Source organism: Capnocytophaga sp. oral taxon 903 (genome assembly GCF_013394785.1).
Taxonomy (GTDB): domain Bacteria; phylum Bacteroidota; class Bacteroidia; order Flavobacteriales; family Flavobacteriaceae; genus Capnocytophaga; species Capnocytophaga ochracea.
Genome location: NZ_JABXYW010000002.1, coordinates 2,011,545 through 2,026,333 on the forward strand (window position 1 = coordinate 2,011,545; position 14,789 = coordinate 2,026,333).

General features: G+C 38.5%; 13 protein-coding genes and 1 tRNA gene. 8 read left to right on the top strand and 6 right to left on the bottom strand.

Going from position 1 to position 14,789, the window contains the following annotated elements; genetic code table 11:
- The first annotated feature begins 4 nt into the window (after positions 1-4).
- Entirely contained in the window at positions 5-733 is a 729-nt protein-coding gene (locus tag HW279_RS08390) for a DUF4369 domain-containing protein (RefSeq protein WP_009419351.1), read from the top strand.
- A gap of 20 nt (positions 734-753) precedes the next feature.
- Here the strand turns inward: HW279_RS08390 and HW279_RS08395 are convergent, their stop codons facing one another.
- A complete protein-coding gene (locus HW279_RS08395; protein WP_178958640.1) occupies positions 754-1,710 on the bottom strand; it encodes an acyltransferase family protein in 957 nt (318 codons plus the stop codon).
- Between the two features lie 674 nt (positions 1,711-2,384).
- On the opposite strand from HW279_RS08395, the gene rho reads away from it, so the two are divergent.
- The 7 genes from rho (at position 2,385) to prmC (ending at position 9,481) form a co-directional block, all read left to right on the top strand.
- Positions 2,385-4,034 carry a transcription termination factor Rho gene (rho, locus tag HW279_RS08400; protein ID WP_178958641.1) on the top strand — a complete coding sequence of 550 codons (1,650 nt, stop codon included), beginning with the start codon at positions 2,385-2,387 and terminating at the stop codon, positions 4,032-4,034.
- 157 nt (positions 4,035-4,191) lie between these two features.
- Positions 4,192-4,279: transfer RNA gene (locus HW279_RS08405), tRNA-Ser, on the top strand.
- A 253-nt stretch (positions 4,280-4,532) separates the two neighbouring features.
- Complete coding sequence (lipA, locus tag HW279_RS08410; protein ID WP_002671622.1) at positions 4,533-5,432, top strand: lipoyl synthase; 900 nt, start codon at positions 4,533-4,535, stop codon at positions 5,430-5,432.
- A 3-nt stretch (positions 5,433-5,435) separates the two neighbouring features.
- On the top strand, positions 5,436-6,677 hold the full coding sequence (locus HW279_RS08415) for an ABC transporter permease (protein WP_178958642.1): 1,242 nt from the start codon (positions 5,436-5,438) through the stop codon (positions 6,675-6,677).
- 2 nt (positions 6,678-6,679) lie between these two features.
- Complete coding sequence (locus tag HW279_RS08420; protein ID WP_178958643.1) at positions 6,680-7,618, top strand: 1-aminocyclopropane-1-carboxylate deaminase/D-cysteine desulfhydrase; 939 nt, start codon at positions 6,680-6,682, stop codon at positions 7,616-7,618.
- A complete protein-coding gene (locus tag HW279_RS08425) occupies positions 7,602-8,636 on the top strand; it encodes a glucosaminidase domain-containing protein (RefSeq protein ID WP_016478745.1) in 1,035 nt (344 codons plus the stop codon). The genes HW279_RS08420 and HW279_RS08425 overlap by 17 nt, the downstream gene beginning before the upstream one ends.
- A complete protein-coding gene (gene prmC, locus HW279_RS08430) occupies positions 8,636-9,481 on the top strand; it encodes a peptide chain release factor N(5)-glutamine methyltransferase (protein ID WP_178958644.1) in 846 nt (281 codons plus the stop codon). The genes HW279_RS08425 and prmC overlap by 1 nt, the downstream gene beginning before the upstream one ends.
- A gap of 101 nt (positions 9,482-9,582) precedes the next feature.
- Here the strand turns inward: prmC and HW279_RS08435 are convergent, their stop codons facing one another.
- The 5 genes from HW279_RS08435 to ffh are packed head-to-tail and all read right to left on the bottom strand — an operon-like array spanning position 9,583 to position 14,521.
- Positions 9,583-10,671, bottom strand: coding sequence for a CapA family protein (locus HW279_RS08435; RefSeq protein WP_178958645.1), 1,089 nt, complete (start codon positions 10,669-10,671; stop codon positions 9,583-9,585).
- A complete protein-coding gene (locus HW279_RS08440; protein WP_009418397.1) occupies positions 10,672-11,811 on the bottom strand; it encodes an AAA family ATPase in 1,140 nt (379 codons plus the stop codon).
- On the bottom strand, positions 11,808-12,683 hold the full coding sequence (folD, locus tag HW279_RS08445; RefSeq protein ID WP_178958646.1) for a bifunctional methylenetetrahydrofolate dehydrogenase/methenyltetrahydrofolate cyclohydrolase FolD: 876 nt from the start codon (positions 12,681-12,683) through the stop codon (positions 11,808-11,810). The genes HW279_RS08440 and folD overlap by 4 nt, the downstream gene beginning before the upstream one ends.
- A 21-nt stretch (positions 12,684-12,704) precedes the next feature.
- Positions 12,705-13,160, bottom strand: a complete 456-nt coding sequence (locus tag HW279_RS08450; protein ID WP_178958647.1) for a DUF2750 domain-containing protein — start codon at positions 13,158-13,160, stop codon at positions 12,705-12,707.
- A 29-nt stretch (positions 13,161-13,189) separates the two neighbouring features.
- On the bottom strand, positions 13,190-14,521 hold the full coding sequence (gene ffh, locus HW279_RS08455; protein ID WP_009411396.1) for a signal recognition particle protein: 1,332 nt from the start codon (positions 14,519-14,521) through the stop codon (positions 13,190-13,192).
- Between the last annotated feature and the right edge of the window lie 268 nt (positions 14,522-14,789).

Genomic DNA, 14,789 nt, shown 5'->3' on the forward strand with positions numbered 1-14,789 from the left:
AATAATGAAAAGAATATTAATGGCAGTCTCAGCACTATTAATGATAGTAGCTTGTAAGAAGGACGACAAAAACACAATGATTGTGGAAGGAAATATCGACGGATTGAAAGTAGGTACTATCTACCTACAACAATTCGTAAACGATAAGCTCACCAATATCGATTCGGTAGTAGCCAATGGCAATGGTAAGTTTACCTTCAAGCGACATTTAGAGAGTCCTGAAGTGTTTTTTATTTACCTCGATTTAAAAAAACAAGCAGGTACCGACCTCGGTGACCGCCTAATGTTCTTTGGTGAACCTAAGCTGATTACTATCAACAGTTCTTATGATATGTTTGAAGTGAAAGCCAATATCAGTGGTTCGCAATCGCAAAAGGATTATGGAGAGTATGCCCACACTATGCGACAGTTCGGAATGCGCAATGCTGAACTCCTCGAACAGCAAGTGAACGCTTTTAAGGCGGGGAATACTACCTTAGCCGACTCGCTGAATGCAGCTTCGGAGAAGAATAACTTCCGTCGTCACCTCTTTGTGCTGAACTATGCCCTCACGCACCCCGATTCGTATATCACCCCTTATGTGGTATTGGTTGATGCCCCCAATACTCGCGTAAAATACTTAGATTCTATTTATGGAAAGCTCAATAAAGAGGTTGCCAATTCTAAATACGGCAAAGAGTTCAAAAACTATATAGAAGAAGCTCGCAAGGCAGAAAAAGAAATGGAGAAGTGAAAAGTTAAGAGTTTACCTATTTAAAATCTACCGTAGAGTATTCTTCTTAGCCATTTTACGCGTTGTACCAATCGTTGTATTATATCGCAAGCGATGATGGCTAAAACGGTAAATATAGCTACGTTCAAATAGAAATTATCGCTTATATATTCTTTGATGTAAACTACTAAGAAGCGCATATAATAGTGGGTGACATATATTTCTAAAGAAATACCTCCTAAATACTTTAAACATTGTGTTGCCTTATTTTCAGAACGGCAGCACCATTCCCATAAAACATAAGAAGCAGCGATACCCGTAAGTGCCAAAGCGTACAAACGGAGAGAGTGGAGTATGTAATGGGCTTTATCAACAGGAAAGAGCAATAAGAGTGGAAAGGCAATAAGGCTCACCCAACCCATAGGGCGCAGAACTTTCAGCGCTTGAGGTTTGTACTTGTGTGTGGCATAACCCAATGAAAAATAGATGAAATACCAACACAATTCGGGCAATCCATAAAAGATAGGTTGTGCTCCTGTAACTCGGTGCAAGAAGATGAGAATGCTCCAGAGACCTATCATCACCCATATTTCACGATGTTTATTAATCTTCAAAGCCAGGTAGAGCAAGGCACACTCCCAAAACAGCAACCACAAGAACCACATTCCTTGTGTGGGTTTATAAATAAGCACGCAAAGACGTTCCCATACTTTTTCTATATCGAGAATATAACCGTGATAGGTGGCGGAAATTAAAAACCAGACGAAGAAAGGAATCACCAACACCTGAAAGCGTTTACTGAGGTTCAGTTCGCCACGAATATTGAAGTTTACATAGCCTGAAAGAAACATAAAAAGGGGCATATGGAAAGCGTAAATGGTTACATACAAGGGGTTGGTGCGGTCATCACCCGAAAACCATTGCGAAGCGTGCCCTATCACTACCAAGATGATAGCAAAACCTTTGAGCACATCGATAAGAGGGTTGCGTTCTTTCATAGTTACTTCTTTATGAGGCAAAAATACATTCTTTTTTTGATACTACAAAATAATTGATTCATACCAGAAATGCCAATAATGCCAATGACGCCAGAAATACCTGAGGCAATAAAAAAACTTTAACAAAGTGTGTACTACAAAAGTGGCATATTGGGGCTTTTCGGAAGGAAACGAAGAGTATCGCAGCAGGTGTGAAAGTGCTTTTAAGATGGGATTAGCTTATAGAAAGCTTATAGGAAGCTTATACGAATGTTGGAAGATTGGTATAGAAAAGGTATTTAAGTAGTTGGGAATGAATGATTAAGAGTGTGTGATAGAAAATGTTAAAACGAAAGAAAAAGGAAGGAATGATGAATGACGGGTGACGAATGACAAAGGTAATGTAGTGATGGGAACTTGTACAGAGCAAGAAAAGTATTAGATTTTGAAAAACTAAAAGGTTTATTCTATCAGAAGCTAATAAAAAAATGCACTTCATAAAGGAATTGGCGGGACAATAAAAAAAAAGAAAATAATTTGCTAATTGCTAAATGTTTTATATCTTTGCACCCGATTTCAGTACCTCTGATTAAAAAATACTTTCAATAATATCTCATCTTAACTATATAAAAAGAGGAATTTCACTTATCTTGACTACTGGAAAAAATCACTTACTTTAATAATAACTATTTAAAATGCTTAACATTGTAGAGTTAAAATCTAAAAAGCTAACTGAGTTACAGGAAATAGCAAAACATTTGGATATACCTAAATTTCGGTATGTAAATAAGCCTGAACTCATAGACCTAATTCTAAAAAATCAAAAAAAAGGACTCCCCAACAAGAAAGAAGAAGTTCAAAAAGACAATTCTCCTATTATTACAACTGAGAACACAACTGAACCCAAAAAAAACAGTCGTAAAAAGAAAATAGAAGTACCTCAAAAAGTAGGCAGTTCTAAACAAGAAAAGACTTCAAAAACACCAACCGTTAAAAAGGCTTCTTCGGCAGATGAATCTAAAACGTATCAGAAGAAAAACACTACTTCTGTCGTTTCTAACAATCATCAGAATAATGCTACTCCAACAAAAAACTACAGTTCCCCTGTACAAAATGGCAATGGCAATAATGGTAATTACAATCAAAATGTGAACAATGGTAATACTATTGTTAATAATGAGAATTTTGATAAAGAAAAGAAAAACCGTTATCGCGCCCCCGATTTTGAATTTGACAGCGTGGTAGACTGTGAAGGCGTTTTAGAAATCACTTCTGACGGTTATGGTTTTTTGCGTTCTTCGGACTATAACTATTTGGCTTCACCTGATGATATTTACGTATCTTCTTCACAAATCCGACTTTTTGGCTTGCAAACAGGAGATACTGTATATGGAGAAGTGCGTCCGCCCAAAGATGGCGAAAAGTATTATCCGCTACTAAAAGTTATAAAGATAAACGGACTTGACCCCCAAGTGGTGCGCGACCGAGTACTATTTGAGCACCTTACGCCTCTTTTCCCTGATGTAAAATTTGAGTTGGCAGGCAAAGGCTCTACTGTTTCTACTCGCTTGATAGACCTTTTTGCTCCTATTGGGAAAGGGCAACGCGGTATGATAGTGGCACAACCTAAGACGGGTAAAACAATGCTTTTAAAAGATATTGCGAATGCCATTAGCAAAAATCACCCCGAAGTGTACCTAATGGTACTCTTGATTGATGAGCGCCCTGAGGAGGTAACTGATATGCAACGCAGTGTGCGAGGAGAGATTATCTCTTCGACTTTTGATAAGGAAGCTTCCGAACACGTGAAAATAGCTAATATTGTACTTGAAAAAGCAAAACGATTGGTAGAATGTGGTCACGATGTGGTTATATTGTTGGACTCTATCACCCGTTTGGCTCGCGCTTATAACACAGTGCAACCAGCTTCGGGGAAAGTGCTTACTGGTGGGGTAGATGCTAACGCTTTACATAAACCTAAACGCTTTTTCGGAGCAGCTCGTAATATTGAAAACGGAGGCTCTCTCTCTATCATCGCTACGGCTCTTACCGAGACAGGTTCGAAGATGGACGAAGTAATTTTTGAGGAATTTAAAGGAACGGGTAATATGGAGTTACAATTGGATAGACGTATCTCGAATCGCCGTATTTTCCCAGCTATTGACCTAATAGCTTCGTCTACTCGTAGAGATGATTTGTTGCTTGATGAAAACACGCTTAATCGCACTTGGGTATTGCGCAAGTATTTGGCAGAAATGAATCCGATAGAGGCGATGGAATTTATGGAAAAACAAATTAAGCAAACGCGTAATAACGAAGAGTTTTTGGCAACGATGAACAATTAGTTTTTTACAAAGGCAATAAAGTTCATATCTGTAAAACAATAAATTATAAATAGAAGAGAAAAAATATGTAATTTTTTGCTTTTAAAATTTGCAGATAATAAAAATAGTTGTACCTTTGCACCCGCATAATTGAGAAAACAATTGTGATTGTGCACTTGGAGAGATGGCAGAGCGGTTGAATGCGGCGGTCTTGAAAACCGTTGAGGGTAACACCTCCGGGGGTTCGAATCCCTCTCTCTCCGCCAAAGTCAGAATGTTGATAAAATTATTTTTAAGGCTAAAATAGAACGTTTGTTTCTGTTTTAGCCTTTTCTCATATAAGAAAAAAATAGGTTTTTACCTTAGTAAAACTTGGGTTAGATATAAGAAATAGCTCTTTGTGCTTCACTTATAATCAGTACTTCCGATAGGGGATAGATATTTTTTCGGTTTAAAAACTTTTGTAATCATCAATTTTGTAGTATCTTTGTAAAAAATTATATAGAACATTAAAAAATAATGAATGCAGAAACACTTGCTGTAGATGAAATAGAAACCACTACCACTACTACCTTAAAGAGCAATAAACCAGAGTGGATACGGGTAAAATTACCCACTGGTAAAAAGTATACTGAACTGAGGAGTGTGGTGGACAGATATAACCTTCACACAATTTGTACTTCGGGCAGTTGCCCCAATATGGGAGAATGTTGGGGAGAAGGCACTGCTACTTTTATGATATTGGGGAATATCTGTACGCGCTCGTGTGGCTTTTGTGGCGTAAAAACAGGGCGACCTGAAAGTTTGGATTGGGAAGAACCTGAAAAGGTGGCACGTTCTATCAAGCTGATGAACATTAGGCACGCAGTACTAACCTCGGTAGACCGAGATGATTTAAAGGATATGGGAAGCATTATATGGGCTGAGACGGTGAGAGCCGTGCGCCGAATGAATCCTAATACTACAATGGAGACCTTGATTCCTGATTTTCAAGGAGTAGAACGCAACTTAAACCGTATACTGAAAGCTGCACCTGAAATCATTTCGCACAATATGGAGACGGTACGCCGATTGACTCGTGAAGTGCGCATACAAGCTAAATACGACCGAAGTTTGGGCGTGTTGCGTTACTTAAAGGAAAACGGCGCGAACCGTACTAAATCGGGGATTATGTTAGGACTTGGAGAAACTGAGGAAGAGGTGATAGAAACTTTGCACGACCTTAAAGAGGCAAAAGTGGATATTGTGACTATCGGTCAGTATTTGCAACCTTCGAAACAGCACCTTCCTGTAAAGAATTTTGTCACTCCTGAGCAGTTTGCCAAGTACAAAGAAATAGGCTTATCATTAGGTTTTCGTCACGTGGAAAGTGGAGCGTTAGTACGTTCATCTTACCGCGCTCATAAGCATTTGTTATAAACCGTGTGGATTGTAATTCGTGAAAATATAAAAATAGCTCTTGACAGTATCAGAGGGCAACTATTGCGCACAATTCTCACCGTGCTTATCATCGCTATTGGCATTACGGCATTGGTAGGAATTCTGAGTGTGATTACTGCTTTGCGCAATACGCTTGAAGGCAATTTCTCGAGTATGGGAGCTAATACTTTTTCGATTACAAGGTATCAATACAGTCAGCGAGCTGAGGGGAGTGGTACCACCCAAAAGCCACACCCTTTAATTACCTATCAAGAAGCAGTAGCGTTTAAACAACAGTTAGATAATCCGTTTGCAAAAACGAGTATTTCTATGAATGTTGCCTCCTCAGCTGAGGTGAAGTACGAGAACAAAAAAACTGACCCATTAGCCGTAGTGATAGGCGTAGATGAATACTACATTGGCAATTCGGGGTTAGAAGTGGAAGAGGGACGCAATTTTAGCGATTTTGATATACAGAACAATAGCTATGTGTGCGTGATAGGTCCGGATTTTAAGAAAACACTACTCAAAGATGTAAATCCATTAGGAAAGACTATTTCGGTACGTGGTTATAAGTTCAAAGTCATAGGTATACTTAAAGAACAAAGTTCCTCCTTTGGCAATTACGAAAACTTTCAAGTGTTGATTCCTTTAGGAATTGCACGTAGTATTTTCCCTATAGATAATCCTAATTTTCAACTCAAAATAAGCGCTCAGAGCAAAGACCAGTTGGACGGACTTATAGATGATGCTACCGTAGTGATGCGTAACCTTAGAGGCTTAGCACCTTTACAAGAAAATAATTTCGGGATAGAACGCAGTGACGACTTATTGCAACGCATAGGCAGTATTACGGGTACCCTTTCTGTTGCTGGTTTTGTGATTGGGCTTATTACCATCTTGGGGTCTTCAATCGCCCTATTGAACATTATGCTCGTTTCGGTAACCGAGCGCACTAAGGAGATAGGCATTCGCAAAGCGTTGGGAGCTAAACGCAAATCTATTACTTTACAGTTCTTTACCGAGACCCTTATAATAGCTCAATTGGGAGCACTTACGGGTATTGTATTAGGTATCAGTTTAGGATATTTGATATCTAAAGCCGTTAAGTTTGATTTTACCATTCCGTGGGGTGTTATTATTATTGCTATATGTATAGCTCTTATAGTAGCGGTAATATCAGGATTGTATCCGGCAGTAAAAGCCTCGAAATTAGATCCTGTAGAAGCGTTGAGATATGAATAACTATGCAGTCTTTATTATTCAATAACTTACATATAGAAAACGAACCCGTGAATATCCCGTTGCCTGATGGGATTACTCTTACAATAAAGCGAGAGGACAAAAATCACCCTTTTGTATCAGGGAATAAGCTCAGAAAGCTCAAGTACAACATAGCACAAGCCCAACAGGAAGGCAAGGATACGATTCTCACTTTTGGAGGAGCTTATTCCAATCATATTGCTGCGACAGCAGCTGCGGGACAAATAGTAGGTTTGAAAACCATAGGCGTGATTCGTGGCGATGAGTTAGGTTCTAAAATAGATGTTAATCCTACGTTAAAGTTTGCTAAATCTTGTGGTATGGATTTTTATTTTGTTACAAGAGAGGCTTATCGACAAAAACACACGCCAGAGTTCTTGGAAAATCTTAGGAAACGCTATGGACAAAACATCTATATAGCCCCTGAAGGAGGAACTAACGAGCTGGCAGTGAAGGGGTGTGAAGAAATTCTTACTTCTGAGGACAACGCTTTTGATGTGATATGTAGTGCCGTAGGAACAGGTGGGACGATTTCAGGGCTCATCAATGCAAGTGCTAATCATCAGAAAGTCATTGGTTTTCCAGCTTTGAGAGGAGCCTTTTTAAGTGAGGTAATCAAACAATATACAACCAAAAACAATTGGGAATTAGTGCACGATTATCACTTTGGTGGTTATGCTAAAGTAACTGATGAATTAGTAGATTTTTTAAATGATTTTAACAGTCAGACGAAAATTTTATTAGACCCGATATATGTAGGTAAGATGATTTTTGCTATCTTTGCCCTCACAAAGCAGGGATATTTTGCACCTAATACCCGTATATTAGCCATTCATACTGGTGGTTTGCAAGGGATTAAGGGGTTTAACAACGAACGAATTAAAAAACATAAAAGTATATTGAATTATGATGAAAAGATTTAGTTTGCTATTGCTAATTCTCTTTATAATATCATCGTGCTCTGATCAGCCTTACAGGAAAGGGAGAAATTCTCATTCGGTAATCTATCGAGGACAAAAGCCGACTCCGAGAGTGGAGATGAAAAAGCCTACCCATTCGGAGATAGCCCAAAGAAATAAGGCTTTAGCTGATTCAAAACACAATCGTAGAGATGTCTCAGAAGACAGCTTTCACGAGATAACTCCTGCGGTACAAGTTACGACAGCCGTTACTCAAAAGTATATTCAGGATTATAAGGATATTGCAATGGTAGAGATGCAACGTTACAATATTCCTGCGAGTATTACTTTGGCACAAGGCATTTTAGAAAGTGGCTCGGGGCAAGGACGCTTGGCACGTTATGGCAATAACCACTTTGGAATTAAATGTCACGCTACTTGGGACGGTAAGACTATCACCCACGACGACGATGAGAAGAGCGAATGTTTTCGCAAATATAGATATGCATACGAATCGTTTGAAGACCATTCACAATTTCTTGTAAATCGCAATCGTTATAAAGCACTGTTTGACCTTAGTCCTACAGATTATGAAGGTTGGGCACACGGGCTCAGAAAAGCAGGTTATGCCACTGACCCTACTTATGCAAAGAAATTGATAGCTCTTATCAAAAAGTTTGAATTACATCAGTATGACAATCAAGTAATAGCAGCTAAGGGAGGAGATATAACTTCTTCTAATACCCAAGTAGCAACTGTTTCAACTCCTAAAAAAGAAGTATCTAAACCAGCTACAGCTATTAAATCGGTGTCTAAACCCACTGTAACAAAAACAATCGTTAAACCTACTAATACTATTGATACCACGACTATTGAAAAAGAGGCTATTGCTGAAGTCTATTATCAAGTACAAACAGGTGATACTCTTTATAAAATAGCACGGGAGCAACAAGTACCTGTACAACAATTGATGAAGCTTAATAATTTTGATGATGTGACTAGTAGTAACCTAAAAGTAGGACAACAAATTCGTGTGAACTAATGACTTTTAGTGAGCTAAGAGAGTATATACATCATAAGTTAGAAATACTTTATCCTAAGAATGAAATAAATGCATTTTACTTTATTCTTTTGGAGCATTATGGAAAGTACAGTAAAGCTACAATATTAGCAAATTCTGATACTTTACTTACTGAAGATATAGCACAACCTATTTTGCAAGCGATTAGAGAATTACAGACAGCTAAACCCATACAGTATATTTTGGGTGAAACTGAGTTCTTCTCTAATCGTTTTTTCGTAAATGAAAATGTATTGATACCTCGACCAGAAACAGAAGAGTTAGTGGATTGGGTACTTCAAGAATATCCTGACAAAAGCGAGAAAATCAAAATATTAGATGTAGGGACAGGCAGTGGCTGTATTGCTATTTCACTTGCTAAAGCTCTTCCTAATGCCGTAGTAACAGCTATAGATGTGTCAGAAGGAGCTTTGAAAGTAGCTAAGCGTAATGCTGAATTAAACAGTGTAGTTACTTATTTTTTACAACAAGATATCTTGCGAATAGAAACTCTTCCTAATAAGTATGATATTATTATCTCTAATCCGCCCTACGTACGTGAGTTAGAAAAAAAAGAGATACGCCATAATGTTTTAGAATATGAGCCTCATTTAGCACTCTTTGTCCCTGATAATAATCCGTTATTATTTTACGATAAAATAGCTACTCTTGCTCAGCAGAGTCTAAACCCTAATGGGAGTCTTTTCTTTGAAATTAATCAGTATTTAGGGCAAGAAATGCAAACATTATTGGAACAAAAGCATTTTACTGAGATAACTTTACGTCAAGACCTTTTTGGAAATGATCGTATGATAAAAGCTAAGTAGCTATAAAAGTAATATAGAAGAAAAGGCTATCTAAATAATGATCATTAGAAAGCCTTTATTTATTTTCTAAAGCTGATATATAAAAGAAATGTTGTAATAAGCTATAGTTTCTCTTTAACTAAAATATTAGAATTGAATAACTTTCGGGAGTTGTTTATAAAGATATTCATACTATCCTTAACGCTCTCAGTAAGGTCTTTGTAGTGAGTAGTTTCGTATTCTTTGCAAGGTAGTATTTCAAAAAGATATTTCTTATTAGTTTTTGGAGTGCGATTTACCCAAACCAAATAATATCCTTTATCAAGGATACGAGTGCCATAAGCATCTTTGAAGAGGGTCAGCTCTACCATCGCACCTCCGTCTGTTGAGCTTTTGCGTTGGTTAGATACAAAATTACCCAGTGAATAAACTACCATCTGTTCCTTATGAAGTCCTGTTTGCGGATAGTAATACATAGGTTGTAAGACGTGTGGGTGACCTCCTATAATAATGTCTACTCCGTTGTCAAAAAGAAATTGTGCTACTTCTTCCTGTTTTTTGTTTTGCTTTTGCTGGTATTCTATCCCCCAGTGTATCACTACTATCAGTTTATCAAGATTTACTTTTTTAGCTTTCTCAATATCCAGCTTCATTAGGTTGAGATTTATTTTATTTACGATGGTAGGTTCAGGAACGGGTAAACCATTAGTACCATAAGTATAGTTGAGTATTCCCACTGAAATCCCATTTTTGGAAAGCACCAATAAATTATGTTTCTCAAATTCTGCTTTGTTGCGAAAGGTTCCTGTATGAGCTATTTTTAAAGAGTCGAGTACGTCCAAAGTACGAATAATTCCCTTTTTGCCTCTATCGCAAGTGTGATTATTGGCAGTTACCAATACATCTATTCCGCTATCTCTACAAGCAACTGCTAAAGCATCGGGCGACGAAAACTGGGGGTAACCTGTATAAGGTTCCCCTGCCAAAGTTACTTCCAAATTAGCAATAGCAAAATCTACCTGCGCAAACTTATGCTTGATTTTGTCAAATACAGGCATATAATTGTATTGCTTCGTTTCAATATCGTAAGCTCCTTCTATTTGTGGCACGTGCCCCATTATATCCCCCATAAAAAGCAAAGACATTCGGTTACCTGTTTCTTGGGCAAAAGTTATCGAGAAGAAGAGAAAAGTCAGAAATACACGTATCATTTATTTGAAACCTATTTTAGTTTGCTTGTCTTGTTCTTTGAGTTCTTTTATGTCTATATTGGTGAGTTCTGCTAATGAGTAAGGCTTATCTACTCTAAAATCTCTATCGGTAGATTGCAAATACTTATTGCATTTCTCAACAGTTAGCTCTTTAAACTTATACTCGGCTATCAATCTGCCTTTGCGCAATAATGCCGAGTCTATCTTAGAAATATCGGAGTTAAACGTGCATATCAGCTGGCATTCTAATACATCAGAAAGCATACCGTCAGCTATATTGAGGATAGACGATACTACATCGGTATTACTGTTGAAGGCGGTGCGTTCAGCTATATAGTTCTCACAATCTTCGAGTACCAATACAGAGTTCTTATTGCCTATGAGCAGACTAATAAAAGCAGGATCGGTGAGCGACCCTATCATTGTAGTAGGTACAAAGATAAATTTTTTATTCGGGATTTGACTCGTAAGCCATTTGATGTAGTTTGTCTTCCCCGAACCAGCAATTCCGTGAAATAGTACCACGCCCTTGTTGTCATTCGTTAACGCATTTTTCACTCGAGTATGTACTTCAAAAAAATCATTGTTGTACATCGTTTCAAAATCTATGCGGTAAGGCTTGATGCTATGGGTTTTGATTTCTAATCCTATTTGCGTTTTTAGTAGTATAGAAACCTTAGATTCTTTAGAGATATACTTTTCTATATATTCTGAAAACAAGGTGTTGAGGTGTTCCTTAGCCTTCGGATTGTCGTTTTGGTAGTAAACAGAGTTTACTTTGTATAATCCGTCTTCAAAAATCTGGTTATCGTACTCGTTGGAGAGATTTTTGTCTATTACCAAAAAGATTTCGAGCTCTGGGTGAAAATAGCACTCTTCCGATTCGTATAGCTCATTTTGTTTGGAGGCGTATTCTATGGTGTAATAGTCAGTACATTTCACAAAGTGTTTCAGTTTGTCTCGTTGGATAACCAAATCCTCTCCTCCTATATAAATTCTTGCCATCAAGTCGTCTAACAAACAACGGTACGGGTTGCTGAAAGTCAAAAGTTTGTATTTATCGTACACCTCTACGTGGTCATCGGAGTCTATCTGCAAGAGGTTTACAGGGTGATAATATTTAGATTCTTTTATTTTCATCGATACCATTTATAAGCTAATAACGTATTTTTCAAAAGCATTGCTATGGTCATAGGACCTACGCCCCCTGGTACAGGGGTAATGTAACCCGCTTTTTCTTTTACTTCATCGAAAGCTACATCGCCGACAATGCGATAACCTTTATGGGTGCTATCGTCTTTTAGACGTGTAATTCCTACGTCTATCACGGTTACGCCTTCTTTTACCATATCGCCTTTTAGAAATTCTGGAATACCTAATGCCATTACCACAATATCTGCCTGACGTGTAAGCTCAGCAAGGTTAGGGGTATGACTGTGAGTAAGTGTAACGGTAGCGTTGCCTTGTGCTCCCTTTTGGCTGAGCAATATGCTGATAGGGCGACCTACGATGTGTGAGCGTCCTACTACTACCACGTGTTTGCCTTTGGTAGGCACTTTGTAGCGTTTCAGCAACTCCATAATACCGAAAGGTGTAGCAGGAATAAAAGCCTCCATATCCAGTGCCATTCTACCGAAGTTAGCAGGGTGAAAGCCGTCTACATCTTTTGTAGGGTCTATCGCTAAAAGTATTTTCTGCTCGTCGATGTGTTTAGGTAGTGGTAATTGTACTATATAGCCGTCAATTTCAGGATTAGCGTTTAACTTTTCAATTTCTCGCAGTAACGCCTCTTCACTGATGTTAGCAGGAAGTTTTACTAAAGTAGACTCAAAGCCTACTTGTTCGCAAGCTTTCACCTTACTCCCCACGTAGGTAAGACTTGCCCCATCGTCGCCTACCAATACGGCAGCCAAATGTGGTACTTTCCTTCCCTCAGCTTTTAGTTGCTTTACTTCCTCAGCAATTTCTTGTTTGAGGGCTTCTGAAGTCTTTTTTCCGTCTAAGATAGTCATTACTGATTGTGTTTTTAGTGGTTAAAGAGCTTTTTCATCGGTGATGTCAAGCTCTATTTGGTTCAAAAGTTGTTTTACTTGGGCTAATGATTCAAACGAGTCACTAAAAGTAACCGCTGTTTTCGTTCTGTCAATTTCTTTTATTAATGCTTTTATCAAATCAACAGGCACGAGTTCTTCTCCTCCTGATAGGTCAGCGTTGAACCCAATACCCACTGCCATTGTTTCTACTTGCATTCCAAAGCAAATCTCGATAAACTCTTCTAAGGTAGCCGATTTTACAATTCCCTTAGCCCATTCGTCCGCTTTACAAGCTACTGCTTTCTCTTCGTCTTCCCAAAAGAGGGCTACAGGAATAGCTTCTTTGGTTTCCTCAATGTAGAAGGCTTGCGAACCACACATAGCAAACGATTCGTTTACTTCTAAGTAAAACACCTCTTTGTTCTTTACTACTGTTTCAATGAATTCTTGTAACATATTTGTATTTTTCACCTTTTACCTTTTATCTAACCTCTCATTCCCTGCATCATCTGCATCATCTTTCTGCCACCACCACCTTGCATCATTTTCATCATCTTGCTCATTTGCTCGAACTGTTTCATTAGTTGGTTCACCTCTTGAATATCGCGACCGCTACCTTTGGCAATTCGTTTTTTACGGTTTAAATCTATGATAGCAGGCGTATTGCGCTCTTTTGGAGTCATCGAATGGATAATAGCTTCGATGTGCTTGAAAGCGTCGTCTTTGATATCGAGGTCTTTCACTGCTTTGCCTACACCGGGAAGCATACCAAGGAGGTCTTTCATACTACCCATACGCTTAATTTGCTGTATTTGTTCAAGAAAGTCGTCAAATCCAAATTGGTTTTTTGCAATTTTCTTTTGCAATTTGCGCGCTTGCTCTTCGTCAAACTGCTCTTGAGCGCGTTCTACTAATGATACCACGTCGCCCATACCGAGGATACGGTCAGCCATACGGTCGGGATAGAACACATCAATAGCGTCCATTTTCTCGCCGGTACCTACGAATTTGATAGGTTTATTCACTACCGATTTAATAGTGATAGCCGCCCCACCGCGGGTGTCCCCGTCGAGTTTGGTAAGGATAACCCCATCGAAGTTGAGCACATCGTTGAAGGCTTTAGCCGTGTTTACAGCATCTTGCCCCGTCATCGCATCTACTACAAAAAGGGTTTCTTGTGGGTTCAGTGCTTTGTGGATATTCGATATTTCGGTCATCATTTGTTCGTCTACTGCCAACCGACCTGCGGTATCCACAATCACCACGTTCAAGTGGTTTTCTTTGGCGTATTGCACCCCTTTTTTGGCAATATCCACAGGGTTATTATTGCCTTTATCCGAAAAAACAGGTACCCCCACCTGTTCTCCTACAATATGTAATTGGTCTATCGCAGCAGGACGATACACGTCGCACGCTACGAGCAATGGTTTTTTATTTCTTTTATTTTTAAGGTAGTTAGCCAATTTCCCTGAGAAGGTAGTCTTACCAGAACCTTGTAACCCCGACATTAATATAACAGTAGGATTCCCCGATAGGTTCACTCCAGCAGCATCACCTCCCATTAGCTGGGTGAGCTCATCTTTTACAATCTTCACCATTAACTGCCCTGGTTGTAGGGTAGTGAGTACTTGTTGTCCTAAGGCTTTTTCTTTTACGTTGTTGGTGAAATCTTTGGCTATCTTATAATTCACGTCGGCATCAAGCAAAGCGCGACGCACTTCTTTCAGTGTTTCAGCTACGTTTATTTCGGTAATCTTACCGTGCCCCTTTAAGTTATGTAGGGCTTTCTCTAATTTATCACTTAAATTATCAAACATTTTTGTCTATTTTAAAAAGTCGTGCAAAGGTACTGAAAAAAAGTGGAAACTAAAAACTAAACAGCTAAAAAAGTGTATTGATACGCTTAATAAGCTGTTTTTCTATAATATAACTCCTTATTTTATAGAAGTTTAAAAGGCTGTTCTATAATAATCGTACAAGATTCCGTATAAGATTCCTATAAGCTAAGCATATTTTGCCTCCGAGTTTTTTAGAGTTCCTCCATATTTCTCTAATACCTCACCTTACCTTTTCTTTCGCCTCGTA

Bases quoted from the DNA above. Each gene is read 5' to 3' on its own strand.
- HW279_RS08390 (WP_009419351.1), top strand. From the start codon at position 5: ATGAAAAGAATATTAATGGCAGTCTCAGCACTATTAATGATAGTAGCT.
- HW279_RS08395 (WP_178958640.1), bottom strand. From the start codon at position 1,710: ATGAAAGAACGCAACCCTCTTATCGATGTGCTCAAAGGTTTTGCTATC.
- rho (WP_178958641.1), top strand. From the start codon at position 2,385: ATGCTTAACATTGTAGAGTTAAAATCTAAAAAGCTAACTGAGTTACAG.
- lipA (WP_002671622.1), top strand. From the start codon at position 4,533: ATGAATGCAGAAACACTTGCTGTAGATGAAATAGAAACCACTACCACT.
- HW279_RS08420 (WP_178958643.1), top strand. From the start codon at position 6,680: ATGCAGTCTTTATTATTCAATAACTTACATATAGAAAACGAACCCGTG.
- HW279_RS08425 (WP_016478745.1), top strand. From the start codon at position 7,602: ATGATGAAAAGATTTAGTTTGCTATTGCTAATTCTCTTTATAATATCA.
- prmC (WP_178958644.1), top strand. From the start codon at position 8,636: ATGACTTTTAGTGAGCTAAGAGAGTATATACATCATAAGTTAGAAATA.
- HW279_RS08435 (WP_178958645.1), bottom strand. From the start codon at position 10,671: ATGATACGTGTATTTCTGACTTTTCTCTTCTTCTCGATAACTTTTGCC.
- HW279_RS08440 (WP_009418397.1), bottom strand. From the start codon at position 11,811: ATGAAAATAAAAGAATCTAAATATTATCACCCTGTAAACCTCTTGCAG.
- folD (WP_178958646.1), bottom strand. From the start codon at position 12,683: ATGACTATCTTAGACGGAAAAAAGACTTCAGAAGCCCTCAAACAAGAA.
- HW279_RS08450 (WP_178958647.1), bottom strand. From the start codon at position 13,160: ATGTTACAAGAATTCATTGAAACAGTAGTAAAGAACAAAGAGGTGTTT.
- ffh (WP_009411396.1), bottom strand. From the start codon at position 14,521: ATGTTTGATAATTTAAGTGATAAATTAGAGAAAGCCCTACATAACTTA.